This window comes from Ditibartonella choladocola (assembly GCF_002007565.1).
GTDB classification, from domain to species: Bacteria; Pseudomonadota; Alphaproteobacteria; order Rhizobiales; family Rhizobiaceae; genus Bartonella; species Bartonella choladocola.
This window is the reverse complement of sequence record NZ_CP015625.1, coordinates 1725906-1751326: the sequence shown is the minus strand read 5'-3', so window position 1 is coordinate 1751326 and position 25421 is coordinate 1725906. Positions and strand designations below refer to the sequence as shown.

At 46.5% G+C, this 25421-nt stretch carries 19 protein-coding genes and 1 other RNA gene; 8 read left to right on the top strand and 12 right to left on the bottom strand.

Going from position 1 to position 25421, the window contains the following annotated elements; translation table 11 throughout:
* Window positions 1–4 precede the first annotated feature (4 nt).
* The 3 genes from recN (at window position 5) to BBC0122_RS07820 (ending at window position 5556) form a co-directional block, all read left to right on the top strand.
* Window positions 5–1672 (top strand): DNA repair protein RecN, encoded by a 1668-nt coding sequence (recN, locus tag BBC0122_RS07830; protein WP_077992745.1) that lies wholly within the window; start codon window positions 5–7, stop codon window positions 1670–1672.
* An 802-nt stretch (window positions 1673–2474) separates the two neighbouring features.
* Window positions 2475–4634: an NAD-dependent DNA ligase LigA gene (gene ligA, locus BBC0122_RS07825; RefSeq protein WP_077992743.1), complete on the top strand. Its 2160-nt coding sequence runs from the start codon at window positions 2475–2477 to the stop codon at window positions 4632–4634.
* A complete protein-coding gene (locus tag BBC0122_RS07820) occupies window positions 4627–5556 on the top strand; it encodes a DMT family transporter (RefSeq protein WP_077992736.1) in 930 nt (309 codons plus the stop codon). Before ligA ends, BBC0122_RS07820 begins: the two co-directional genes overlap by 8 nt.
* A gap of 71 nt (window positions 5557–5627) precedes the next feature.
* Here the strand turns inward: BBC0122_RS07820 and BBC0122_RS07815 are convergent, their stop codons facing one another.
* The 3 genes from BBC0122_RS07815 to BBC0122_RS07805 form a co-directional block, all read right to left on the bottom strand.
* Complete coding sequence (locus BBC0122_RS07815; protein ID WP_077994589.1) at window positions 5628–7454, bottom strand: aminopeptidase P family protein; 1827 nt, start codon at window positions 7452–7454, stop codon at window positions 5628–5630.
* A 152-nt stretch (window positions 7455–7606) separates the two neighbouring features.
* Window positions 7607–8476 (bottom strand): 50S ribosomal protein L11 methyltransferase, encoded by an 870-nt coding sequence (locus tag BBC0122_RS07810; RefSeq protein WP_149866656.1) that lies wholly within the window; start codon window positions 8474–8476, stop codon window positions 7607–7609.
* 15 nt (window positions 8477–8491) lie between these two features.
* Window positions 8492–9097: an SCO family protein gene (locus BBC0122_RS07805; RefSeq protein ID WP_077994587.1), complete on the bottom strand. Its 606-nt coding sequence runs from the start codon at window positions 9095–9097 to the stop codon at window positions 8492–8494.
* Between the two features lie 210 nt (window positions 9098–9307).
* Here BBC0122_RS07805 and BBC0122_RS07800 point away from each other — a divergent pair, with 210 nt between their 5' ends.
* Window positions 9308–9949 (top strand): DapH/DapD/GlmU-related protein, encoded by a 642-nt coding sequence (locus BBC0122_RS07800; protein ID WP_077992733.1) that lies wholly within the window; start codon window positions 9308–9310, stop codon window positions 9947–9949.
* 362 nt (window positions 9950–10311) lie between these two features.
* Here the strand turns inward: BBC0122_RS07800 and BBC0122_RS13390 are convergent, their stop codons facing one another.
* Window positions 10312–10875, bottom strand: coding sequence for an SCO family protein (locus BBC0122_RS13390; protein WP_077992729.1), 564 nt, complete (start codon window positions 10873–10875; stop codon window positions 10312–10314).
* A 359-nt stretch (window positions 10876–11234) separates the two neighbouring features.
* Here BBC0122_RS13390 and BBC0122_RS07785 point away from each other — a divergent pair, with 359 nt between their 5' ends.
* Window positions 11235–12950, top strand: a complete 1716-nt coding sequence (locus BBC0122_RS07785) for a thiamine pyrophosphate-dependent enzyme (RefSeq protein WP_077992728.1) — start codon at window positions 11235–11237, stop codon at window positions 12948–12950.
* A 112-nt stretch (window positions 12951–13062) separates the two neighbouring features.
* Here BBC0122_RS07785 and BBC0122_RS07780 read toward each other — a convergent pair whose 3' ends face one another.
* The 6 genes from BBC0122_RS07780 to ssrA all read right to left on the bottom strand — a co-directional run bounded on the left by BBC0122_RS07780 (window position 13063) and on the right by ssrA (window position 18656).
* A complete protein-coding gene (locus tag BBC0122_RS07780; RefSeq protein ID WP_077992726.1) occupies window positions 13063–15531 on the bottom strand; it encodes an ATP-dependent helicase in 2469 nt (822 codons plus the stop codon).
* A gap of 75 nt (window positions 15532–15606) precedes the next feature.
* Window positions 15607–16713: a serine/threonine protein kinase gene (locus BBC0122_RS07775; protein ID WP_077992724.1), complete on the bottom strand. Its 1107-nt coding sequence runs from the start codon at window positions 16711–16713 to the stop codon at window positions 15607–15609.
* Window positions 16714–17000: 287 nt separating this feature from the next.
* Complete coding sequence (locus tag BBC0122_RS07770; protein ID WP_077992722.1) at window positions 17001–17267, bottom strand: ribbon-helix-helix domain-containing protein; 267 nt, start codon at window positions 17265–17267, stop codon at window positions 17001–17003.
* Entirely contained in the window at window positions 17257–17448 is a 192-nt protein-coding gene (locus tag BBC0122_RS07765) for a DUF4169 family protein (RefSeq protein ID WP_077992721.1), read from the bottom strand. The genes BBC0122_RS07770 and BBC0122_RS07765 overlap by 11 nt, the downstream gene beginning before the upstream one ends.
* A 10-nt stretch (window positions 17449–17458) precedes the next feature.
* Complete coding sequence (locus BBC0122_RS07760; RefSeq protein WP_077992719.1) at window positions 17459–18040, bottom strand: SspB family protein; 582 nt, start codon at window positions 18038–18040, stop codon at window positions 17459–17461.
* Window positions 18041–18285: 245 nt separating this feature from the next.
* Window positions 18286–18656, bottom strand: a transfer-messenger RNA (tmRNA) gene (ssrA, locus tag BBC0122_RS07755).
* 188 nt (window positions 18657–18844) lie between these two features.
* On the opposite strand from ssrA, the gene BBC0122_RS07750 reads away from it, so the two are divergent.
* Window positions 18845–19150 carry a DUF2853 family protein gene (locus BBC0122_RS07750; RefSeq protein WP_077992718.1) on the top strand — a complete coding sequence of 102 codons (306 nt, stop codon included), beginning with the start codon at window positions 18845–18847 and terminating at the stop codon, window positions 19148–19150.
* A gap of 301 nt (window positions 19151–19451) precedes the next feature.
* Here the strand turns inward: BBC0122_RS07750 and BBC0122_RS07740 are convergent, their stop codons facing one another.
* Both BBC0122_RS07740 and BBC0122_RS07735 read right to left on the bottom strand, forming a co-directional pair.
* Complete coding sequence (locus tag BBC0122_RS07740) at window positions 19452–20795, bottom strand: dicarboxylate/amino acid:cation symporter (RefSeq protein WP_077992715.1); 1344 nt, start codon at window positions 20793–20795, stop codon at window positions 19452–19454.
* 1101 nt (window positions 20796–21896) lie between these two features.
* Window positions 21897–22295, bottom strand: coding sequence for a SpoIIAA family protein (locus BBC0122_RS07735; protein ID WP_077992714.1), 399 nt, complete (start codon window positions 22293–22295; stop codon window positions 21897–21899).
* Window positions 22296–22400: 105 nt separating this feature from the next.
* Here BBC0122_RS07735 and BBC0122_RS07730 point away from each other — a divergent pair, with 105 nt between their 5' ends.
* Both BBC0122_RS07730 and BBC0122_RS07725 read left to right on the top strand, forming a co-directional pair.
* Window positions 22401–23138 (top strand): pyridoxine 5'-phosphate synthase, encoded by a 738-nt coding sequence (locus BBC0122_RS07730; protein WP_077992712.1) that lies wholly within the window; start codon window positions 22401–22403, stop codon window positions 23136–23138.
* Between the two features lie 101 nt (window positions 23139–23239).
* Entirely contained in the window at window positions 23240–25165 is a 1926-nt protein-coding gene (locus BBC0122_RS07725) for a potassium transporter Kup (protein ID WP_077992710.1), read from the top strand.
* Window positions 25166–25421: the final 256 nt, after the last annotated feature.

Genomic DNA, 25421 nt, shown 5'->3' with positions numbered 1-25421 from the left:
TTAGATGCTTATACAGCTTTCGATCCGCGACATTGTTCTGATCGAAAGGCTCGATATCAACTTTGAAACGGGCCTGTCGGTGCTCACCGGTGAAACCGGTGCCGGCAAGTCTATTCTGCTTGATTCGCTTTCGCTTGCGCTTGGGGGGCGGGGGGATGCTTCCCTCGTGCGCCATGGCGCCGAAAGCGGGCAGGTAACAGCGGTGTTCGATGTGCCGCTTGACCACCCTGCCAGAAAACTTATCAAAGAAAATGGCCTTGATGACGAGGGTGATATCATCCTTCGCCGCATCCAGTCTTCGGACGGGCGTTCGCGTGTCTTCATCAACGATCAGGCGGCAAGCGTCGCATTGATGCGAGATGTCGGCCACGAACTTGTTGAAATCCACGGGCAACATGCCGATCGGGCGCTTGTCGATATTGCCTCCCATCGTGATCTTCTTGATGCTTATGGCCGTTTGGATGACGATCTCAAAAAGGTCAAAGAGAGTTATCGCCATTGGCACGAGCTGGAAACGGCTTTGAAAAAACACCGCGAAAAAGTCGCGGAAGCTATGAGAGAGGCGGACTATCTGCGCTCGTCTGTTGAAGAACTTGACGCACTCGCCCCGCAAGCGGGCGAAGAAGAAACTTTGGCAATCCGGCGAACAGATATGATGAAAGCCGAAAAAATTGCGGGTGACATCAATGAAGCCGGAGATATGTTGAATGGTGCACAATCACCGGTTCCCGTTCTGGCAAATCTGGTCCGGCGGCTCGAACGCAAAATTCCCGAAGCCGAGGAATTGGTAAAGCCGATTGTCGATTCGATTGATAACGCGCTCGAAGCACTGGGACTTGCGCAGGACAGTATTGATGCAGCCATGCGTGCTCTCGATTTTGACCCGCAAGAATTAGGCAATGTCGAAGAACGCCTGTTTGCTTTGCGTGCGGCCGCACGGAAATATAATGTTCCGGTCGATAATCTGTCGCAATTGCGCGACAAGATGGATCAGGACTTGAAAGACCTTGACCAGAGCGAGGAAACTGTCAAAAAACTGGAAAAAGAGGCAGCCGCAGCCCTTGCCGATTATGACAAGGCAGCAGGCGAACTTTCGCAAAAACGGCATGAACGGGCAAAGGAATTGACGAATGCGGTCATGGCCGAATTGCCGGCTCTCAAGCTTGAACGGGCAGAATTTATCGTCAATATCGAAAGCAATAAAGAAGAGCGGACGCCCGAAGGTATCGACAGGGTGGAATATTGGGTTCGCACGAATCCCGGAACCCGTGCAGGACCGATGATGAAGGTTGCCTCCGGCGGCGAATTATCACGCTTTCTTCTGGCTTTGAAAGTGGCGCTGGCCGATCGTGGTTCTGCTCCCACACTGGTTTTTGATGAAATTGATACAGGTGTTGGGGGTGCGGTTGCCGATGCGATCGGGCAAAGATTGTCAAGGCTTGCCAAAGGTGTTCAGGTGCTTTCTGTGACACATGCACCACAAGTTGCCGCCCGTGCCGACAGTCATTTTCTGATTTCCAAATCGGAACACAAGGATGGCGACCGGCTGATTACCAGCGTGCGTAAGCTTGAAGATGCTGAACGCGCCGAGGAAATTGCACGCATGCTTGCAGGCGAGCATATTACCGATGAAGCCCGTGCGGCGGCGTTAAAACTGCTTAACGCAAAATAGAAAACGTCAACTCGCACGCATCCGGCTTTGCAGGAGAATTGAAGACTGTATAAAGTCAGTTATTTCTTGAAAGAGATTGATCTATAAAAGCCTGATGGCTGAAATTTTTGTCGAAATATATGTTTTTCGTAAATGAAAATCGGGTTGCCGGAAAGCAGCATTCATTAAAAAACGGATTGAAGTCAATATTCAAGTGGTGAAAGCCACCCTTCTTTTCTTGCAGTGTTCGCGGGGTTTGCAAGTATGATGACCGGTCGAATACATCATTCGATCTAGGCGCAGACTATTGCATGACAGATTGACCGCGTTTACGGATACTTTAAATCCTGTCAGAAGATAACCGGAATGTCAGAAACCTGCTGATTAGCCGGATAATGAATGCGGAAGATGAGAAAACGGCGCTATATTTTTGAAGAAACCGGATTTAACGGAAATTTGTGCGTGAATGAGAAAGCGGGATAGCACTATTCCAGGGATCGGAGAATAGGAGGGCTATTCAATTTGCGGGCAATTTTTGCCGGTTATTCCTTTTATTCGACAGGCGATAATGTCAGGTTATCATCTGCTTACAGGCGATGGAAATAAAACAGGCAATTGGTGCATCATGCTCGTTACCACTGCAATGGCCCATCTGTGAATTTAAAAATATATGCGGCATATGTGTTCTTGTTTGTGGTTCTTTCACGTTTTATCAGCTAGATATATGGTCACATTTTAAAGATGAGCCATATCCTTCTTTGTGCTGATGAAATGAATAATCATAAATCGTCAGGCTCACTTTCAAAAATTCTGGAAAACCATGATGCAAGATATTTCAGTTGATGATCTCACAGCCGAACAGGCAAAACAGGAATTGGAACGGTTGGCAAAAGAAATTGCCCACCATGACTATTTGTACAATACCAAAGATCAACCGGAAATATCGGATGGCGAATATGATGCGTTGAGGCGGCGCAACAATGCTATCGAACAACGTTTTCCTGAACTGATAAGGCCGGATTCTCCGTCGCGGAAAGTTGGCGCCACGGTTTCCGAAAAATTTGAAAAAGTGCGTCATCGCATACCGATGCTTTCGCTTGATAATGCTTTTTCCGATCAGGATGTCTATGATTTCGTTGACCGCATACGGCGTTTTTTGCGCCTCAAAGATAATGACGAGCTTGATATTACCGCCGAGCCGAAGATTGACGGCTTGTCACTGTCGCTCAGATATGAAAACGGAAAACTTGTTACGGCAGCAACCCGTGGTGACGGTACGGTGGGTGAAAATGTTACCGCCAATGCGTTGACAATCTCCGATATTCCGCATGTTTTGAAAGGCAATTACCCCGATCTGATCGAGGTGCGGGGCGAGTGTTATATGGCTCACGCCGATTTTCAGGCGCTGAACACGCGCCATGAAGCCGAAAACAAGCAAGTCTTTGCCAATCCCAGAAATGCGGCTGCCGGCTCTCTGCGCCAGCTTGATGCCAGCATTACCGCGCGGCGCAAACTCAAATATTTTGCCTATGCATGGGGCGAGATCAGCCACATGCCGGCCGATACGCAATTGGGTATGATGGATGTTTTCCGTTCTTATGGCTTTACGGTCAATCCTTTAACGAAACTGTTTCATTCGGCAGATGGATTGCTTGAACATTTTCATGCAATCGAAGAACAACGTGCCGATCTTGATTATGATATTGATGGCGTGGTCTATAAGGTTAATGATCTCGCACTCCAGCAGCGTCTCGGCTTTATCTCGCGTTCGCCAAGATGGGCTATTGCCCATAAATTTCCGGCCGAACGTGCCATGACTATTTTGCGAGCAATCGATATTCAGGTGGGGCGCACAGGCGCATTGACACCGGTAGCCCGCCTTGAACCGATTACAGTTGGCGGTGTGGTGATTACCAATGCCACACTTCATAATGAAGATTACATCAAGGGCATTGGCAATAAGGGGGAAACCATCCGTGGCGGCAGAGATATTCGCGTTGGTGATACGGTTGTCATCCAGCGTGCCGGTGATGTCATTCCCCAGATTGTCGACATTGTCGAGGAGCGGCGTCCGAAGACGGCCGAGCCTTATGTTTTTCCCCATATTTGTCCGGCTTGCGGAAGCCATGCGGTGCGCGAAGAGGGGGAAGCCGTTCGGCGTTGCACCGGTGGCCTCATTTGTCCGGCGCAAGCGATGGAACGCATCCGCCATTTTGTTTCCCGCAATGCGTTTGACATTGAAGGGCTTGGTGAAAAGCAGGTCGAATTTTTCTTCAATGCCAAAGACGAGAATTTGGCAATCCACAGTCCGGTTGATATATTCACGCTTGAGGCACGCCAGAAGGGGGCATTGAGCAAGCTTGAAAACCTTGAAGGTTTCGGGAAAACATCTGTCCATAAACTTTATGATGCGATCAATGCACGTAGACAAATACCGTTAAGCCGGTTTTTATTTGCGCTTGGTATTCGTCATGTTGGTGAAGTCAATGCAAGAAGACTTGCGCGGGCGTACAAAAACTATAATGCTTTTGAAGAGGTTGCTTTAGCGGCGCGTTATCCGGAAGAAAATAGCGGCGAAAGCGGAAACGAGGCATGGAATGAACTCACCAATATTGAAGGTGTCGGTTTTATTGTTGCCGAAGCCGTTGTCGATTTCTATGGTGAGGAACATAACCGCAATATTTTGCGAGCCTTGCTTGCCGAAGTCACTCCTCTGGACGAGGTTTTGCCGGTTACAGATGGCTCACCCGTACAGGGCAAAACAATTGTATTTACCGGTTCGCTGGAGCGCATGTCACGTGACGAAGCAAAAGCAATGGCGGAAAGATTGGGTGCAAAAACCGCTGCTTCCGTCTCGAAAAAGACAGATCTCGTTGTAGCGGGGCCGGGAGCAGGTTCAAAATTGACAAAAGCACAGGAGTTGGGTGTGAAAATTATTGATGAAGACCAGTGGTTCGACCTTGTTGGTGAGGAAAATGCGTAAAGCGTCTCCACCGGAATTACATGTGAGCGAATCTGCCGGTAACGAGCCACGCATCGTCTTAGGAATAAGTCTGGCACTGACCGCGACAGTTATTTTTGCTTGTCAGGATGCCATGACCAAGACGTTGGTTCATAACTATCCGGCAACTTTTATCGTTATGGTGCGCTATTGGGTGTTTTTCCTTGCCGGTGTCTATATGGCTAAAACGGCAGGTGGTGGTCTTATTGCCAATATCAAAAGCAAGCGCCCGATTATCCAGTGTTTGCGTGGTCTGTTGCTTCTTCTGGAACTCATTGCCATTGCTTTGGCATTCCGTGTGATGGGACTTGCCGAAGCCACATCCATTTTCCAATCCTATCCGCTTTTCGGAACGGTGATTGCAGTCTTTTTATTAAAAGAAAAAGTCGGCTGGAGAAGAATTTGTGCACTGATAATCGGCTTTATCGGTATTCTGATTATGTTGAGGCCGGGTAGTGGCGTGTTGTCGGTGGGGGCAGTCTGGGCACTTGTTGCGGCGATATTCTTTGCCCTTTATATGGCTTTGACACGCCTTGTCGGCGGCATTGACAAGCCGCAAACCTCGTTTTTCTATGTCGGTCTCGTTGGCCTTGTGGTTATGAATTTGGGATTGCCCTTCTTCTGGGTTCATATGGATAGCCACTATGTCTGGATTCTCGTGGCGCTATGCTTTACCTCTGTTGTCGGCCATTTTTTAATGATTAAAGCGTTAAGTCTGGCGCCGCTCACAGTGGTTCAACCATTCAACTATTTGCAGCTCGTCTGGTCGGTCATTATCGGTTATATCGTCTTTGGGGATATGCCTGACCTGCTCACGCTTGTTGGTGCAGCTCTGGTTGTGGGAAGCGGTTTGTTTGTGTTCTTCCGCGAACAGGTAAAAGCGGCAAAAATCGTTGTGAAATGATAAGGTCAACACAAAGCTTCTGTTTGAAGAAGAAACGCGAAAGATTTTTCTTTCGCGTTTTTCTTTTGTCTTTAAAGTGGCTTTGTTGCTGTCTCAAGCCATTTGCGATCAACATCATCAAGATGCGGAGCATTTTCTTTCAAAACGCGGGCATGATAGGCGTTTAGCCATTCGCGTTCCTCATTTGTCAACATGTCAACAACAATCAGATTGCGATCAATCGGGCAAAGTGTCAGGGTTTCAAAACCGAGCATATCAATATCGCCGCCCTTGACCGGTTCAGCCGCTTTGACAACAAGCAGGTTTTCAATGCGGATTCCGAATGCACCTTCGCGATAATAGCCGGGTTCGTTGGAAACAATCATTCCGGGCAAAAGTTCCTGTCCACCACGTTTTGAAATGGTTTGTGGGCCTTCATGAACAGCAAGATAGGAGCCGACGCCGTGTCCTGTGCCATGGGCAAAATCCAGCCCCGCCTTCCATAATGCAATGCGCGCCAGAACATCAAGGTCCTGCCCGCGTGTGCCTTTCGGAAAACGGCTTGTGGAAAGGTCAATCATGCCTTTGAGAACAAGTGTGAAACACCGTTTCTCTTCGTGACTTACCAGTCCGATTGCAACAGTGCGGGTGACATCGGTAGTGCCATCACGATATTGCGCACCGGAATCAACGAGATAAAGCTCGCCTTCATTAAGCGGCCGGTTGGTTGCTGTATTGACGCGATAATGGATAATCGCACCATCGCTGCCACTTCCCGAAATCGTATCGAATGACAGGTCTTCGAGTTTTGAACCCATTTTCAACGCGGTGTCTGCGCGCATAGTTTCAAGCTTTGTGGCCGCCGAGATTTCATCCACAGTGCCGGGTTTTTGCCTTGAAAGCCACGAGAAAAACCGGCAGAGAGCTACACCGTCACGCGCATGGGCCTGTCGGCTTCCTTTAAGTTCTGCCGTGTTTTTTATCGCACGCGGAAGGCGTGCCGGATCACGCAAATCTTTAATTGTGCCGCCATGATCGACAATGATCTGCCTGAATTTTTCAGCCGCCAGTTGCCCGTCAAGTGAAAAGCAGGCTTTCGACTGTGCTTCTCTGGTGACTTCACCAACCAATGCGGAAGGCTCGAAAATATCGACATAACGGGCAAGATAGTTCTTTTCATTTTCGCCAAGCTTTCGCCGGTCGACAAACAATGATGGCCTGCCTTTTGCACGAAGAATAGCAAAGGAAAGGCAAAACGGTGTATTGGAAACGTCATTGCCGCGAATATTGAATACCCATGCGATCGACGATGGGTCTGTCAATAATACCAGATCACAGCCGTCTTTTTTCAAGCTTTCTGCCATCAATTCAAGCTTTTTATCGGCAGCAACACCAGCATAGTCGAGAGGCTGGATTGTAACCGGCGTCAACGGTGGTTCCGGCTGGTCGTGCCAGATGAGATCAACAAGATTTTTGTCAGTTGCGACAAGTTTTCCATGAGCCTTTTCTTCAACGGCTTTTTTCAGTGCCTTGACGCCATTGACTGTATGGAGAAAGGGGTCAAAACCGATTTTCAAGCCTTTGGTGTTTTGTTCGAGCCAAAGCGAAGGAGGGCAGGAAACGAGATCGGCATAAGTGAATATTTTTCCGTCGGTCTGGTTGCGCACCTGCAAAGTGTAGCGGCCGTCAACGAAAATAACCGCTTTATCTTTCAAAATCAGTGCAACACCGGCCGAACCGGTAAAACCGGTGAGCCATTGCAGTCGCTGGGCATGGGGAGGCACGTATTCGCCCTGATGTTCATCTGCCCGCGGTATCAAATAACCGTCAAGTCCGAGTTTTTCCATTTCCTTGCGAAGTGCAGAAACACGTGACTTTGCATTGTCGGGATTTGTTGCAATATCAAATGATTGAAACATAAAATCGCCTCTGATTGTCTGGTTGGTGAAAGAATTATGATCGCTATGATCGGGCAATTCATTCACCTGTTATTCTTGTGAAATGGCCAAATGTCCGATTGTTTATCGGCCACTTATTTTGTTTATCGGCCACCTGTTTATTTAATCGTCACCTATTTCAAATGAATGGCAACCCAGCCTTCATGATGCAAGGTCTTTATATATTTTGCACCTGCCGCCTCGAAAGCCTTGACCACGCGGTCATGTTGTTCTTCCAGTATGCCGGAAAGCACAATAGAACCACCTTTTTTCAGTGCGGGAACCATTTGTGGCGCAAGTTCGATCAAAGGATTTGCGAGAATATTTGCCACGATCAGATCAAAGGGGACGCGCTTTTTTATCTCTTCATCGTCAAGGCCGGTGGCGGTGATGGCAGTAATCGTTTTGGCGACACCGTTTAGAGCAAAATTTTCCTTCGCAACTTTGATTGCAATCGGATCAATGTCGGTTGCCAGAATTCTGATCGGCTTAATCAGAGCAATACCGATTGCCAGAATTCCGCTCCCCGTACCGAGATCAAGTGCATTTTGCGGTTTTTCATGTTCCATAACATCGGCGATAAGTTCAAGGCAGCCGACTGTCGTTCCATGGTGGCCGGTTCCAAAAGCCTGACCGGCATCAATCTCGATTGCAAGATCACCCGGTTTGACTTTGTCGCGGTCATGGCTGCCATGAACAAAAAAACGACCTGCGCGAACAGGATTAAGCCCTTCAAGACTATGGCTTACCCAGTCGATATCCGGAAGTACCTCTATTTCTATATTGTTTTCATTGACACCCAAAACACGCGCAAAGCGGGGAAGTACGGAATTTTTTTCCAATTCATCCACGTAGAGAGAGACTTCATAAATTGCATTTGCTTCGTCAATTTCGGTTATGGCAAGCGGAAATGCTTCATCCTCGAAGGCATGGTCGAGAAGTTCATATTGCTTTTCAGCATCCCGTTTCGGTGATTTGTAATGTAGACGGATTTGTCCCAAAATTTTAGTCCTTATGTTCTATTGTTTTGCCAGGCTCTTGAGACGCTCAATAGCAATCTGGTCTTTCAACTCGTTTCTGTTTTCTTCCACGCTATAAGGAATGACACCGGCAAATTGGCCACCTTTTTTGGTAAGCAGAATGGCTGCCGTATGATCGTAAGTATAATCGCCATTTTCACCGGGTACTTTTTCAGCGGCAATGTTGAAAGACGATACCAGTTTATGAACTTTTGCAGGATCACCGCTAATTCCTATAACTTTATCGGTAAAATTGGATAAATAGTCATGGAGAACTTCCGGAGTATCCCGTTCGGGATCAACAGTGATAAACCAGATATTGATTTTATCTGCATCCGGTCCCAACTCCTTGATCCAATTGGTCATACTCATTAATGTTGTCGGGCAAATATCCGGACACATTGTGTAACCGAAAAATATCGCCGACGGTTTTTCGCGAAGTTCTACCTGTGTAACGGTTTTTCCGTTGGAATCGGTAAGGCTGAAATCCTCACCCAGTGGCGGACTGACGAAGGTTTGCCAACCGAATATGAATGCCATAAAAACCGCAACTAATATAACAATGTAAAAAACACTTAATGCGGTACTTTTACTTTCACTCGTCATTGCCAAAATCCCTTGAGCTTGATGCATCGCCATAAAAGCCACTCGCGTGACTCCTGAAGGATATTCAAAATATATCGGTATGAACACGATACTGCAATGAAAAGCGGTAATTAATTCGTCATTGTCGCGACAGTGCGGACAAATACACGGGATTGCACTTCTTGTGTCGGCGTTTTATGGTTATTTACCCATTCAATATACCGGATTATCATGAGCACATCACCCACTGACCAACGCTTTCATGACAGTGAACCGCGCATTCATTCGACGGCCAAGTTACATGGTTGCAAACTCGGCCGTTTTTCCGAAATCGGCGAACGGGTTCTCTTACGCGATGTGACCGTTGGAGATTTCAGCTATTTCGAGCGCAATGGTGAAGCCATATATACAGATGTCGGCCGTTTTTGTTCTATTGCTTCGAATGTCCGTCTTAATGCCCTTGAACATCCGATGGAAAGGGTAAGCATGCATAAAATGACTTACCGTCCCAACGAATATTTCCGTTTCATGACACTTGATAGTGCTTTTCGCGAAAGGCGGCACAATAAACGCGTGACAATCGGTCATGATGTCTGGATCGGTCATGGGGCGGTGGTGATGCCGGGGATAACTATCGGCCATGGTGCGGTGATCGGCGCCAATGCGGTTGTAACCAAAGATGTCATTCCTTACGAGATCGTCGGCGGTGTTCCGGCAAAGCGAATAAGAATGCGATTTCCCGATCATACCATTCAGGCGCTTCTTGACCTTAGCTGGTGGAATTGGCCGTTGAACATGATTTATCAAGCAATAGGCGATATGCAACAACTGTCAGCCGAAGAGTTTATCGCAAAGTGGAAAAAGCTGGTCTGAAAGTAGAAAATCAACAAAGGCACGTGATTGACAGGACTTTAATTTCCGTTTCGCATTGTTTCTTTTGAAAAATGACCCTGTCTTTCAATTTTGAACGAAATTTGAAAATGTCTTCCGAATGTATTGGCGAAAATCTTTGTCGAAACACTGTAAAACGCCGGTGTGAAATAGTTTCACGGTATGGTTGGTGGCAAAACCGGTCATTGAAAGCAAAAATATACCATCGCCGAAGGAATGGCCGAGAAGTTGATATTGTTTTTGAGCCACCTGTTTTGGCGATTAAAAAAGAAACGCGCCTGTCTTCGATATTGTTCTTATATCTTCAATATGTTTTTATTGTTTTGCGAGATTGGCAAGACGGCCTATAGCGACCGGTTATTTGCCAGACTCTTAAGACGCCCTACAACGAACATATACAACGAACATATCGAAATCTTTGGCACTTTTTCTTCCGATATTATAACGGATGGTCGTCCGGAAAGTTGGCTACCTTTTTTGGTAAGAATAATTTTTGTCGTGTGACTGTAAGTATAGTCACCATTTTTGACCGAATTTTTTTGGGGTCCCAAGATTGAAAGATAATACCAATTCATGAACTTTTGCCGGTTCACCGCTAATACCGGTAATTTTGTCGGTAAATTTCGACAAATAATCATGGAGAACTTCAGGGTATCCTGTTCGGGATCCACCGTGATAAACCGGAAATCGGGTTTATCCGCGTCCGGTGCCAATTCTTTGACCCGATTTTCTATACTCGCCAACATTGCCGGGCAAATATCCGGAGACATTGTATAACCGAAAAATATCGCGGACGGTTTTTTTCCAAGGTCTTTCGCAGTGACTGTTTTTCGGTTGGAATCGGTAAGGCTGAAATCCTTAACCCACGGCGGAATGGAACAAGATTGCCAATAAAATAGAAACGCCATAAATGTGCGACCGATAAAACAATGTAAAAAGCACTTGATGCAGCCTTTTACTTTCCCTTCTCATTGCCTAAATCCGCTGAATTCGATCGGGTTGCAATAAAGCCACGATGGTCACGTCGAAGATGATATTCAAAATAAATCGGTATCAAAAGAAACAGCAATGAAAAAGCCGAACGCATTTTATGAACGAGTAGCCGATATTAAAAAACGATCGGCCGGAGAATTGACACAAAGTGGAAAAATCTTATCCGGAGATAGAAAATCATCAAAGACACGTGATTGACGAGGATTTTATTTTCAATTTCTTGTTGTTTATTTCAATAATTACTTTGTACCTCAATTTTGAAAGGAAATTGTGAATGTCTTCTAAACGTGTTGGCGAGATTATCGTGGAAACACTGCAAAACGCAGGTGTGAAACATTGCTACGGCATTGTCGGTGATACACTTAACTATATCACTGATGCGATATATCGCTCGAAAATCGAGTGGGTCCATACACGCCACGAAGAAGCTGCTGCTTTGGCAGCAGGAGGAGAAGCTTATTTGACTGGCGAATTGAGTGCATGCGCAGGCTCGTGCGGGCCGGGGAGCTTGCATCTTATCAATGGTATTTACGAATCAAATCGCAATCGCGCACCGGTTGTGGCTATAGCAAGCCAGCTTTCGACCAACGTTATCGGCAGCGAATGGCCGCAGGAAGTCGACTTTCCTGCGCTTTATTCACATTGTTCGGTGTTTTGTGAACAGATTTTACATCCGGAGGAAGCCCAACGCATCACCGTTGAGGCATGTCAGGCAGCACTGACAAAAAGGGGTGTTGCTGTCATTATACTTCCGGTAGATGTATCTATGCAGGCAGTGAACCATGTGACGCAATATCGTGTTCATCGGCCAAATCCGGTTATTCGCCCTTCCGATAGCGAACTTGAACAAGTTGCATCGCATTTGAACAAGGGCAAAAAAGTTGCAATCTATGTCGGTTCTGGTGTCAAGGGCGCTCATGACGAGGTGGTCGCTTTGGCTGCCAAGTTGAAAGCACCGATCGGGCATTCGTCAAAATCGAAAGATTTCATCGAATATGACAACCCGTATAATATGGGAATGAACGGCATGTTGGGTGGCAAGCCGGGTTTTGACATGGTTGAACATTGCGATACTTTGCTTCTGCTCGGCACCGATTTCGCTTATACGCAATTTTACCCAAATAAAGCCACGATTATTCAGGTGGATGAGGATGGAACGCATCTCGGGCGCCGCCATCCCGTCAATATGGGGTTGATCGGCGATGTCAAATCGACCGCAGCAGCACTTCTTAAATATGTTGACGAAAAGAAAGACACCGGTTTTCTCGACCAATGCTTAAAAACCAAAGCCGAAGCCGAAAAAGCCGAGGCGAAGGAAACTGCTGTTTCAAAATCCATCATTCATCCGCAATATCTTGTCTCGCTTATCAATCAATATGCCGATGATGATGCGCTGGTCACAGGTGACTGCGGTTCGCCAATGGTCTGGTTGCTCCGCCATTTCAAAACAAATGGCAAAAGAAGAACCCTTGCCAGCCTTTCCCATGGAACTATGGCAAATGCTTTGTCGCAGGCTATCGGTTTCAAAAAAGCCTATAAAGACAGACAAGTTATCTCGCTTTCCGGCGATGGTGGCCTTGCCATGTTGCTCGGTGAACTTTTGACTGTTGTTCAGGAGAAGGTTGACATCAAGATTGTGGTTTTCAACAATTCTTCACTCAACTTTGTTGAACTTGAACAAAAGGTTGAAGGACTGGTCGACCATTATACCGATTTGCAAAATCCGGATTTTGCAAAACTTGCCGAATCTATTGGCATTAAAGGCTGGAAGGTTAACGAGCCGGAAGAGCTTGAAAGCGCGGTCAAAGCCTTTTTGAGTGCCAAAGGACCGGCACTTCTTGATGTCAAAACCAGCGGATATGAACTGGTTATGCCGCCAAAGGTAACGGCCGGTGAAGTTTCCGGCATGGCACTTTACGGCACAAAAGCGATTATGCAGGGACGCGTGAAAGATGTAGCCGATCTACTCATTCACAATTTCATCAAATAATCGCTTGAACGATTTGATAAAACAAAAGGCAGAAAATTAATTTATTTTCTGCCTTTTTTAATTTTATGGAAGCTTCACAAAAACCGGATGATCGTGGGTGGGGGAAAGAGGTTCAGACTTTTTTGACAAAACTGTCGAGCACGCGTTTTTCGCCGGCTTTATCGAAAGCGATGGTGAGTTTGTTTCCGTCAATCGCTGCAACATTGCCATTTCCGAATTTGATATGAAAAACCCTGTCTCCCACGCTGAATTCGGAAGGCTTGTCGGAAACAGATTTGGCGATGAGTTCGCCTTCAATAATTTTCGATTGTTGTACCCGCCCCGCACCATATCCGGAATCGACATCCCCATAACCGATGCGCTCGACATTGGCGCCCGAACGGTTGCCCCAATTGGTGCGTGTCGCTTCGGTTGCGTTCTTTTTTGCTCTCTGCCAGCCGGGTGTTGAATAATTATTCTGGAACGGCTCGTGACGATCAAAGCGCGATTGCCCATAACCGCCATAGGATGTTTCGACTTCGGCAACTTCGACATGTTCGTTGGGCAGCTCATCAAGAAAACGCGACGGAATTGTCGATTGCCATAAGCCGTGAATACGCCGGTTCGAGACAAACCAGATATGCAGATTTTCTTTTGCGCGGGTAAGGCCGACATAAGCAAGGCGCCGCTCTTCTTCGAGACCGGAGCGCCCACCTTCATCAAGCGAACGTTGATGGGGAAACAGTCCTTCTTCCCAACCGGGCAAAAATACGGTGTTAAATTCCAGCCCTTTGGCCGAATGCAAGGTCATGATATTGACCGCATCCATATCCTCATTTTTTTCGGTATCCATAACCAGCGAGATATGTTCAAGAAAACTTCTCAAACTCTCGAAATCTTCCATGGAATGGATAAGTTCTTTCAGGTTTTCAAGCCGCCCCGGTGCCTCGGCAGAACGGTCTGCCTGCCACATGGCCGTATAGCCCGATTCATCCAGAATAATTTCTGCAAGTTCGGTATGGGGAGTATTATCAAGCATGTTCTGCCAACGGCGGAAATCTTCGACGAGTTTTCTTAAAGAACTTCTGGCTTTGGGCTTCAATTCGTCGGTTTCAACCATTTCCTGAGCGGCTTTAAGCATAGGCTCGTTGCGGGCGCGGGCTGTATCGTGGATTTGACGAACGGTCGCTTCACCAAGGCCGCGCTTCGGTGTATTGATAATACGCTCGAAAGCGAGATCGTCGGAAGGCTGTGCAACAACACGGAAATAGGCGAGCGCATCGCGAATTTCTTGCCGCTCATAAAAACGCGGGCCACCGATAACGCGATAATTAAGCCCCAGTGTGACAAACCGGTCTTCAAATTCACGCATCTGGAAAGATGCGCGAACCAGAATGGCAATGTCATTCAAAGCAAGACCCTGATGTTGCAATTGCTCGATTTCTTCACCAATAGCGCGCGCTTCCTCTTCTGAATCCCAGGCTGCATGGACTTTGACCTTCTGGTCATTTTCCGTTTTATTATCGGTAAAAAGCGTTTTACCCAAACGGCCTTCATTATGGGCAATCAGATAGGATGCGGCTCCCAGAATATGGGAAGTCGAGCGGTAATTGCGTTCAAGACGAATAACAGTCGCACCGGGAAAGTCTTTTTCAAAACGCAAAATATTATCAATTTCTGCGCCGCGCCAACCGTAAATGGATTGGTCGTCATCACCCACGCAACAAAGATTGACAGTTTCACCGGCAGGGCGTTGCGCCAATAGCCTTAACCACAAATATTGTGCAGTATTGGTATCCTGATATTCGTCGACCAGAATGTAACGGAATTTTTTATGATATTCGCGCAAAACATCAGCGTTTTTTTGAAAAATATGAATAGGGTGCAACAATAAATCGCCGAAATCACAGGCATTCAGTGTTTGCAGGCGTTCCTGATAGGCGCGGTAAAGCTCGCGCCCTTTACCATTGCCGAAAGAACGGGCATCACCTTCGGGTATCTGATCGGGTGCAAGACCACGGTTTTTCCAGCCATCAATCATATTGGCAAAACTACGTGCCGGCCATCTTTTGTCGTCAAGCCCTTCAGCCTGAATGAGCTGTTTGATAAGCCTTATCACATCATCGGTATCAAGAATGGTGAAATTGCTGTTGAGACCGACAAGTTCTGCGTGGCGACGAAGAATTTTTACCCCGATCGAGTGGAAAGTGCCAAGCCACGGCATACCTTCAACCGCGCCACCCACCAGTTCACCAATACGGTTTTTCATTTCACGTGCGGCTTTATTGGTGAATGTGACCGCCAGAATCTGGCTTGGATAAGCAAGGCCAAGCCGTAAAATATGGGCAATGCGTGTGGTGAGAACCCGCGTTTTTCCCGTGCCTGCACCGGCGAGCACCAGAACGGGACCTTCCGTAGTTGTTACAGCAAGGCGTTGTTCAGGGTTGAGCTTTTCAAGATAATCGGCCTTTGCATTGCGACGCGCCGCCATGGCGCGCGATGCCAAGCCGCTGCCGCCCTCGTGCTGCGACGTGTCAGGCTGCTCTTCCGGCTTTCTCGGTTCGTCATCAAAAAATGGTATATCGTCAGGAAAATCGCTCATTATCACCAATCTAATGGTTCAAGATATTTTCTGCTAGGCCAGACTTGACGCTTTAACACGAAAATGATCGGAAAATCACTTTTTTTTACGTTGCACTTCATATTGATAGACGCGACGGTCGGTCAAATTCTTCCGGTTGTCTATAATCGGCGCAACAACCGGTTTCAACTCCGGCTCTCTTTTAATCAACGCGACAAGATCATTAAGCTCGTTCATGGCGACAAGTTTTATAATGTCTTCGCGGATCGAACCATCTTCACGCTTCGGCAATTGATGCACAACCTGAAGCGATTCAATTTTCTGATCTTTAAGAAGATTGCGAACGGCTTGTTCGTCAAGTTTGTCAGATTCAACAAAAACATAAAGCCCGACACCTTTTGCAGGAAGCGAATATGTCGCAAGCGCAATATCACCAATATCGGGGTTATTTTTCAAAAGATTCCGTATGGCCGGCCCCTGATGCTGGATGCGGTCGCCGGTACCATCTCCATCCGACCAATTGAACATATCTTTGGTTATAAAATTATAGACACGTTTGCCTGTTGCCAACCAAAGTCGCGACGGCCAGGAGCGGTTTTTCAGTATCCGCTTTTCCGTGGGCGTCATGAGTTCCGGCGCAAAACTTCTTTTTTGTTTGATAAGATGGCGGAAATCCTCATAGGCAAAATAGCGGTAGAGAGCGCCGCGATGCTTGTGTACGCTAGCCAACTGAAAGTCGATAATCGAGGCTTTCCCGTCATTCGTCATCAACCAGTTTTGCGGTTTTGCCAAATCATTGTGGGTAATACCCATTCGCCGCAGATTGCGCAGGAGTTTGAATGCGCTCAGGTAAAATTCGGGTTTGTTCGGCCGCGCGAGATGCAATGGCGTTCCCTCGCTCCAGGAACGATAAAGCCCGTCTTTATCAACGGCAATGAGTTGCGGCACACCTTCAAGCCCGCGGACTTTTTTTAATGCCCTTATTTCTCTTCGTGCCAATATCCAGGCAAGCGGGCGTGACCATTTTGGCGCAGCCGTAACAATGCGACGGATAACGCGTTTATGCGGTTCGTCAGCAAAATAGCCGACCCGCGTTTCAGAGAAAACATCGCGTTTCAATACCATCAAGGCCACAAATTCAGTTAAAAATTGCGGGTCTTTCAAAGGCGGTAAAGCACTGTCTGAATCGGCAAAATGTTCCATAGCGTTGAGTTAGACGGTTGGCACTCTTCTATCAAGTCGGTTTGTTCAAATCGGTTAAAATATAAACGATAAAAAGCGGTAAGTAATGGTTATTGTCAAATTTTGGTAAAAAATAATACATTTTTACTTTGAAACTGAAAAACTGCACCATTTTAACGCAAACCGGCTTGAATGGTTTGAAACGCAGGTTTCAGCAAAATTCATCCGGCAACCGGTGTTCCAATGCAGATAATAGCAAAGCTGATTGGAAACTTTTTTATAAAAAATTGCGGTCGTAAAACGGTTTTTCAAATGTCGGAATTTTGCACCAGTTTCAAAGCAAAGAGACGCAACGCCGCTGAAAGATTGATTTCCGCCGGCCTTGCTTCATCTATCAGCGTGACAATTCCGGCAAAGGAAAGTTCCCTTTTTTCCGCTTCTTGCAATAAAATATCAATATAGGCTTGTTCGAGCGATATGCTTGTTGCATGTCCATCTATGCGCACGGACAATTTTCTAGGCCGCGCCTTAAGCCAGTCAATGCTGGCGATAGAGGCGGGAGTTTCATTCTTCATCTTTGTCGCGGGTAATTCTTCTTAAATCAAGAAATCCGTCTGTTTTCTGTTTTTTCCGGTCATCGAATTGGCGTTCGATTTTTGTGCGCCCGAATAGAATACGATTTTCGGTTGCCTGCTTTTCTTCCGACTGACGTTTTTTCTGTTTACGAAATTGCCTTAAATTGACCAATTCAGCCATTTAAAAAGCCTTATTTTTTCCGGAACGCGTCAAGCGAAACAACGTTGGCAGACGACGGTTCCTTTTCTTTCTTAGGCGATTTATCCGTTTCGTCTGCGGCCTTTGTATGCTGCTTCAATTTGACCGGCGATTTTTTCTTATCTTTTTTGTCACCGATATGTGCAAGCTCGCCGCCTTTGGTTTCGTTTGTGACAGCCTTGACTTCGGGGCTGTCATTGTCGCTTTTCGGCTGGTCGGATGCGAGATCAAAGGCCGCTTCAAAGGCTGCTGTCGGGTCATAGAATACTTGAACGGCCGAGAAGGGGATGACCAGCCTTTCCGGCACATCGCCAAATGAGAGGCTCACTTCAAAACCACTTTCGGAAACGTTCAAATCCCAAAATTGGTGTTGCAAAACAATCGTCATTTGTTCGGGATAACGTTCTTTCAGGCGTGACGATATTTTCACACCAGGAGCGTTTGTAAGAAAGGTTATAAAAAAATGATGGTCACCTGGAAGGCCGGCCTTCGCCACTTCGGATAATACTTTGCGAATAACACTGCGCAACGCATCCTGCACGAGAATGTCATAACGGATCTGATCGTGAACCATTGAAAACCTGTTCCTTCTGCGACGTAGTTTATGCAAATTTGGCACTCAACCTTAATGCAGTGTAGCCGTTCTTAATGCAATGAGGCAATCACAATCTTCTCAATTTTTTTTCGTAAATATCAACAATGATGCGCTTGAGACCCGATTACCGACACAATAGAGAATGGCATTTTTGAGTGAATGCGCCTTGAAGATAAATTCTTGCAAGAAAATCGCGGCAAACTTTCAAAAATGTCGAGTAAAAAAGTGAAGGCTTCTGTTGCCAGGTGCCTCCGAACCCCGCTTGGACCGGCGAAGGCCCAAGACTTGATTTGAAGCGTTCGCGCCGCAATTAAGCAGCGAGACGAGCTTCCGCATAGTTGTCATTTGCAACTACTTATTTAGCCCGATAACGGTGGTACAATGCCGGGTAAAAGAGCAATCTTTACGCCCTTGTCGATCCTGTTTCGCCCCCTTCATAATGAAAACGCTAGGAAAATTACTTCGCCTTTTCATTGTGGTGGAGGCGCCGGGTACCGCCCCCGGGTCCAATGGGTTTATTACACTGTCCATTTATTACCATAGCTGGCAAGCCAGCAAAGCCAATATAGGTAAATCAATTGGCGGTGGAAAGGGGGTTGTCTAACTTTTTCGCGCTCTATCTCATAAACAGTGATGTTTGGCTCTATTTCATAAACAGTGATGTTTGAATGAATGGAAAAACGGTCAAACATCCAAATTCAATTCATAGCCCATAAAACAAGTGGGAAATTCCCCGCTGTTTTACTGTTAAGCGGACATTTAATCGACAGGAGCCTGAAACCGATGACAAAACACCTCGACCAGATCAAAAAATATGACAGAAATCCGGATGAAACAGCAATTAAACGATTGGAAAACCGTTTATCGCTTGCGTTACAAAACCGCGACGCTTCAGAAGTTGCAGCAACCGACGAGGCAGAGCTTCAACGCGTGGCAAAATGGGCAGCGGAAAAACTTGGTGCAGATGCCGAAAAGAGCAAACAGGCAGTCACAAAGGTTGCCGATTTGCTGAAAGGTGAATATATGAAAAATCGAGTCACTTTTTATTACTTTGTTGCAAAAGAACTGGGTCTTTTGAGCAAGGTCTGACGGGCCACGGCAAAGCCTGTGCGAGATAGTCCAAAAAAGCGGAATCTATATTCTGCCGGCTCAAGCGGTTAACCATAATATCTACCGGAATAGCCAAATCCACCCGACATAGGTTTTACGGTCAATTGGGCATGAATTGATCGGGGCAGGGGGTGATCGCGGCAGGGATTGATCGCTGATTGCCAAAAATAAAAGCGCTGAAAAAATACAAGCGCCGAAAAAATAAAAGCACCAAAAAATAAAAGCCCCGAAAAAGGGGCTTTTAATCGACATATCGTCTCATGCGACGAACTGAACATTGTCAGTTCGCTTCTTCGCTTTTCGGTGCCTCGACATGGTGGTGACCATGTTGATGTTCGTGGCCACCCAGAACTTTATGGAGCTGAACAGTATCAAGTTCGTTTTCCCAACGTGCAACAACGATACAGGCAACCGCATTGCCGACGAGATTGGTTAATGCGCGGCACTCCGACATGAAACGGTCAATACCGAGAATAATAGCCATACCGGCAACCGGAATAGCCGGAACGGCTCCAAGAGTTGCCGCAAGAGTAATGAAGCCCGCACCGGTAACACCGGCTGCCCCCTTCGATGAAATCATAGCCACGACCAGAATAAGGATCTGATGTTCGAGTGTCAGATTAATATCCAAAGCCTGGGCGATAAACAATGTGGCCAAAGTCATATAGATATTGGTGCCGTCAAGGTTGAATGAATAACCGGTCGGAATAACCAGCCCGACAACCGACTTCTTCGCACCGGCCTTTTCCATCTTTTCCATCAAGGTTGGCAACGCAGCTTCGGACGAGGATGTACCGAGAACCAGCAACAATTCATCTTTGATGTAGCGGATCACTCTGAAGATCGAAATACCGTTGTAACGGCACACCGCGCCCAGAATAACTACAACAAACAGAATCGACGTGATGTAGAAGGTTGCCACCAGAAAGAACAGATTAATGACCGAGCCGATACCGTATTTTCCGATAGTGAAAGCCATCGCACCGAAAGCGCCAATGGGAGCAGCCTTCATCAGAATGGCAACCAGTTTGAAAATCGGCGTCGACAATGCATGGATGAAATCCAGAATGGGCTTGCCGCGTTCGCCTACTGATCCAAGCGCAATGCCGAACAGAATCGAGAAGAACAAAACTTGAAGAATGTCACCTTCTGCAAAAGCCGACACGACGGTTGACGGAATGATATTCATCAAAAATTTGACGATCGACGAATCGTGGGCTTTTTCAGCGTAAACTTTAACTGCCGCGGTATCGAGCGACGCCGGATCAATATGCATGCCCGCGCCCGGTTGCAGAACATTTCCGATAACAAGGCCGACGATCAATGCCAATGTCGAGAAGGTCAAGAAGTAAAGCATACATTTTCCCGCAACACGGCCGACTTTTTTCAGGTCGCTCATGCCGGCAATGCCGCTCACAATGGTCAAGAAGATAACCGGAGCAATAATCATCTTGACCAATTTGATAAAGGCGTCACCCAACGGCTTCAAAGATGCGCCAACATCCGGATAAAAATATCCAAGCAAAATACCGCAAACAATTGCGAATAATACTTGAATATAAAGGACTTTGTAAAACGCGCGATGAGGACGTGGTTGTTTCAATTGTTCGATTTTGTAAGCCATGAAGCCTCCCTCTGATCGACCGCGCAAAATTTTGCAGTGGATTTAGCCGCCCCTCGGCCACCTCCCGGTCGACTTCTACAATAACGTCTAGCAATTCATATGCCAAGAGACTATTGTTTCGCAAGTTCATTTGCTGAAATTAGTGCCTTAACAGTTGATAATTTTAACAAAAATCAAAAAATTTTTTTCGTAAAAAGATGAAAGCTATAACAATATCTTCAACTGATAATTTAAAAAATATCAGGAACATTTTGAATTATAAGGGCTATTATTCTATTATAAATTGAATTGGCAAATTTGAGCGCCAATCCGGCTTTTTGAGGGGGGATAAAAAAGCAGGTTAGTTGAAGGGCTCGTCAATGAGGCCAGCCGAATCCGCACAGGATTATTCGGGATTGGTAGACGCCTCTCATTATTCCTTTGTTGTCTGAACCGGATAGCGCAATTATTGCATCTTTATTCCGGCAAAAGTTGCAATGGAAACGGATAAGTCGGGAGATGGTTCGAGAAGGTGATTTGAGCGAAATTGGTGATTTGAGTGGAGTTATCGGCGATATGCTTATGCTGAAAGCCTGTTGGCAATTCATCTCTTTCGTGTGAAATTCGTTATCGGAAAAGTCCGATGGAGGCAAGAAAGTGCGGCCGATTGCGATTGTTGGCCCCTTGGCAGTGAAACCGTTTGTCTCACCCTTATTCTTTTAAAAAATTAAAATGTCGCCAATAGGGGAAACGAATTTTTGTGTGCTCTCCGGAAGCGGGAATATGATTTTTGAAAATAGAGTTTAAAACGCTCGAATGGCAGAATTGCTTTTGAAAACCGATTTTAAAAAATATGAACCACGGTAGCTTTGCCAAAGGGTTATGAAAACGCTTCCAAAGGAACGTGATAAATTCCAAAGGAACGTGATAAATTTGTCGATTGCACACAATCGATCACGGGTAAAACGGCAATTATCGCCCGATATACACGAACAATGAATGGAATATTGTGTCGATTTTTACCGAAGAACCGGTGGCAAGTTAAACTGAAAAACTGCCAGCAAGCCGGTTTTAATTGTCGTTTCAAAGCTCTATGGAATCAGTCAATCGAAACTGCTTATCTCATTCGATCGGCTTTGCATCTATATAATTCCAGCCATCGTTAATGTGTTCAGAAGCAAACCATTTTGTTTCGACGCGTCCGAAAGGCCGGAAAAACTCGACCGCCAGTTTGAGCCAGGAAGGGCCGCCGACAATGGCATAACGCCTTAGTTTTTTGAAAGCTTCTGCTCTGAGCTTGGCTGTATCCTCGTTAAACAGGCTTTCCCAATCGATTCCGTCATATTCTTTAAAAATGACAATCATATCAATAGAGTCAAAGCCTTCTGCCTCCGCTTCAAAAAGTCCATAGAGGTTTTCCACATCTGAAGAAAAAAGCACGCCGTTAATGGAAAAACCGATTGCACCGGCGCGGTTGGTCTTGATCTTGGAGATCACCGGTATTGTATCTTCAGGTAACATGCTTTTGCCCTTTCTTGTGGCTCAATTAAGTTATATGTAGAATTTTATGTAACGTCTGAAGTTTTCAATACTACAGATTTTAAGTGGACTTGATAGGTGCTGTCGATGACAATAAAACTTTCGGTTAATCTTAACGCCATCGCGGTGTTGCGCAATCGCCGGAATTTGCCTTGGCCGAATGTGGTCGGTATGGGGCGCATAGCGCTGGATGCGAGTGCTGACGGACTTACTGTCCATCCCCGTCCTGACCAGCGGCATATCAGGTTTACCGATCTTCCCGATATACGTCGTTTGATTGACGATGAATTTCCAAATCGGGAATTCAATATAGAAGGTTATCCGGATCAGGCGTTTCTGGATATGGCAGAACTTTATGCCGATCAGATAACCTTGGTTCCCGATTCCCCACAACAATCAACTTCCGACCATGGGTGGGATTTTGGTCGTGATAGCGCATTTTTGAAACCCGTTATCAGCCGGCTGAAAGAAAGGTCGATTCGTGTCATTGTGTTCGTCAATCCTGTTGCCGACGGGCTTGAAGCCGCCAAAGACATCGGTGCCGACGGTATTGAAATTTACACCGGTCCTTATGGCGACGCTTATGACAGCGATGAAAAACAGGCAAAAGCCCTTGAAGCGGTAACAATCGTTGCGCAGCGCGCCAAGGAATTGAAGCTTCTCGTCAATGCCGGACATGATTTGACGGTGTCCAATTTGCCCCCTCTTGTCAAAAGAGTGCCATGGCTTTATGAAACTTCCATCGGACACGGACTTATTGCGGATGCTCTGGAACATGGAATGAGAGAAACTGTTCTGAGATTTAAAAGAGCATTGGCAATTTAACCGGCCAAACGGGCATCAGGTGAATATGTAAGATCAAGGTCGTTTTTACCCGTCTTCTACCTCAACAACTGGATAACAATTTCGGCTGAAAGGATTGCGCTATGGCGGACTCTCAAGATATTGACGCTGTGACCGATGATCCAACAACAGCCGATGAAAATAATGACCATTCCAAAGAGAGTTTTTTACTGCTTTTGATTGGCGCAATCGGTGTTGTCTATGGTGATATTGGAACCAGCCCGATTTATGCATTTCGCGAGGCGTTGCGCGCTGGTGCAGGTAATCATGATATTTTAAAAAATGATGTTTACGGGGTTATTTCACTTATATTCTGGGCATTATTGCTGATTGTTACAATCAAATATGTCGTGTTTGTTTTGCGCGCCGACAATAATGGCGAGGGCGGCATTCTCTCGCTGATGGCACTTGCCCGTTCCACCTTCCGGAAAAGAGGGGGGTGGGTTTTGGGAATAGGCATTCTCGGCGCTTCGCTATTCTTTGGTGACGCCGTCATTACCCCTGCTGTTTCGGTGCTTTCGGCGGTGGAAGGTATGGAGGTTGTGGCCCCCGACCTTGAACCTTTTGTTGTGCCACTGACACTTGTTATTCTGGTTGCACTTTTTGCTGTCCAAAAGTTTGGAACAGGAAAGGTTGCTATCGTTTTCGGGCCTATCACTTTGGTCTGGTTTCTTGCACTTGGCGGCTTCGGGCTTTTTCACATATTTGATGATCTCACGATTTTGAAATCATTGCTTCCATGGTATGCGATCTCATACATTGTCAGCAATCCCGCGACATCTTTTGCAGCCGTCGGGGCTGTTTTTCTGGCTGTCACCGGTGCCGAAGCCCTTTATGCCGATCTTGGACATTTCGGACGACGTCCGATTGTTGCCGCCTGGCTATGGATTGTGTTTCCGTGTCTTGTGCTCAATTATCTGGGGCAGGGCGCATTCATTCTTTCCCACGGGCGCAATACTGTAAATCCGTTCTATCAAATGTTGCCGGAATGGTCGCTTATACCGATGATCGTTCTTGCAACAATGGCAACTGTCATCGCTTCACAGGCCGTTATCACAGGTGCGTTTTCTCTGGCACGACAGGCTGTTCAGCTCAATATTTTGCCGCGACTTGAAATTTTGCACACTTCGGAAAAAAATTTGGGGCAAATCTATATGCCGCGGGTCAATCTGCTCCTTGCGGTTATCGTTATTTGTCTTGTGATCGGCTTTGAAAAATCATCCAATCTGGCAGCCGCCTATGGTATTTCGGTCACCGGCAATATGATCGTGACCACATCGCTTCTTTTCATTGTGATGAAGCGGATCTGGAAATGGCGTCTTGCTTTATGCCTTGTGCCGACAATTGCATTTCTGTGCCTCGATTTTCTTTTCTTCAGTGCCAATGTGGTCAAAATCCACGAAGGTGGCTGGTTCTCTGTAGGGCTTGCTTGCAGCGTTATCCTCGTTATGTGGACATGGGTTCGTGGCAGCCGCCATTTGTTCAAAAAAACCCGCAAGGCCGAAGTACCGCTTGATCTTATTGTCAACAAGATGGCGGAAAAACCACCGATTATTGTGCCGGGAACAGCAGTCTTTTTGACCAGTGATCCGAAAAGCGCTCCAAGTGCTTTGATGCACAGCCTCAAGCACTATAAAGTTTTGCACGAAAACAATGTTATATTGACTGTTAATACCGCCTCCACACCCCGTGTACCGGCCGTGGATCGGGCCAGAGTATCGCAATTTAACGAACGCTTTATGCAGGTGACTTTGACATTCGGTTATATGGAGCAGCCAAATATTCCGAAGGCTTTGGCAATTTGTCGCAAGCTTGGTTGGAAATTCGATATTATGACCACGTCATTTTTCCTCTCCCGCCGGTCAATCAAACCCGCGGCCAAGTCGGATATGCCGATGTGGCAGGATAAATTCTATATTTTCCTCGCCCGAACAGCGGCAGATGCAACAGAATATTTCCAGATTCCAACCGGTCGTGTTGTTGAAATCGGTACGCAGATTACTGTTTGATGAGGTAAACAGGATCGCGAACGTCGGCCATACTATCGCAAATGTCGATGAAGTTTGACCGGCAAAATGCAATAATCGGGGTAATCATGGCTCAACCCGTTATTGCGGGTCTGGGGCAGGCCTATCCTGTTATACTATAACTTGTTATTCACATCTGCCTTACCGGCGTGGTCGCGCACGCATTATCAACCGTGTTCCGGTGCGGACAAAAACAGGAAATTGCCCAACGATTGATGGCAAGTTAAAAAATTCATCA

Excerpts from the sequence above, each read along its gene's own strand:
- recN (WP_077992745.1), top strand. The coding sequence starts at position 5 with ATGCTTATACAGCTTTCGATCCGCGACATTGTTCTGATCGAAAGGCTC.
- ligA (WP_077992743.1), top strand. The coding sequence starts at position 2,475 with ATGCAAGATATTTCAGTTGATGATCTCACAGCCGAACAGGCAAAACAG.
- BBC0122_RS07820 (WP_077992736.1), top strand. The coding sequence starts at position 4,627 with ATGCGTAAAGCGTCTCCACCGGAATTACATGTGAGCGAATCTGCCGGT.
- BBC0122_RS07815 (WP_077994589.1), bottom strand. The coding sequence starts at position 7,454 with ATGTTTCAATCATTTGATATTGCAACAAATCCCGACAATGCAAAGTCA.
- BBC0122_RS07805 (WP_077994587.1), bottom strand. The coding sequence starts at position 9,097 with ATGACGAGTGAAAGTAAAAGTACCGCATTAAGTGTTTTTTACATTGTT.
- BBC0122_RS07800 (WP_077992733.1), top strand. The coding sequence starts at position 9,308 with ATGAGCACATCACCCACTGACCAACGCTTTCATGACAGTGAACCGCGC.
- BBC0122_RS13390 (WP_077992729.1), bottom strand. The coding sequence starts at position 10,875 with ATGGCGTTTCTATTTTATTGGCAATCTTGTTCCATTCCGCCGTGGGTT.
- BBC0122_RS07785 (WP_077992728.1), top strand. The coding sequence starts at position 11,235 with ATGTCTTCTAAACGTGTTGGCGAGATTATCGTGGAAACACTGCAAAAC.
- BBC0122_RS07780 (WP_077992726.1), bottom strand. The coding sequence starts at position 15,531 with ATGAGCGATTTTCCTGACGATATACCATTTTTTGATGACGAACCGAGA.
- BBC0122_RS07775 (WP_077992724.1), bottom strand. The coding sequence starts at position 16,713 with ATGGAACATTTTGCCGATTCAGACAGTGCTTTACCGCCTTTGAAAGAC.
- BBC0122_RS07770 (WP_077992722.1), bottom strand. The coding sequence starts at position 17,267 with ATGAAGAATGAAACTCCCGCCTCTATCGCCAGCATTGACTGGCTTAAG.
- BBC0122_RS07765 (WP_077992721.1), bottom strand. The coding sequence starts at position 17,448 with ATGGCTGAATTGGTCAATTTAAGGCAATTTCGTAAACAGAAAAAACGT.
- BBC0122_RS07760 (WP_077992719.1), bottom strand. The coding sequence starts at position 18,040 with ATGGTTCACGATCAGATCCGTTATGACATTCTCGTGCAGGATGCGTTG.
- BBC0122_RS07750 (WP_077992718.1), top strand. The coding sequence starts at position 18,845 with ATGACAAAACACCTCGACCAGATCAAAAAATATGACAGAAATCCGGAT.
- BBC0122_RS07740 (WP_077992715.1), bottom strand. The coding sequence starts at position 20,795 with ATGGCTTACAAAATCGAACAATTGAAACAACCACGTCCTCATCGCGCG.
- BBC0122_RS07735 (WP_077992714.1), bottom strand. The coding sequence starts at position 22,295 with ATGTTACCTGAAGATACAATACCGGTGATCTCCAAGATCAAGACCAAC.
- BBC0122_RS07730 (WP_077992712.1), top strand. The coding sequence starts at position 22,401 with ATGACAATAAAACTTTCGGTTAATCTTAACGCCATCGCGGTGTTGCGC.
- BBC0122_RS07725 (WP_077992710.1), top strand. The coding sequence starts at position 23,240 with ATGGCGGACTCTCAAGATATTGACGCTGTGACCGATGATCCAACAACA.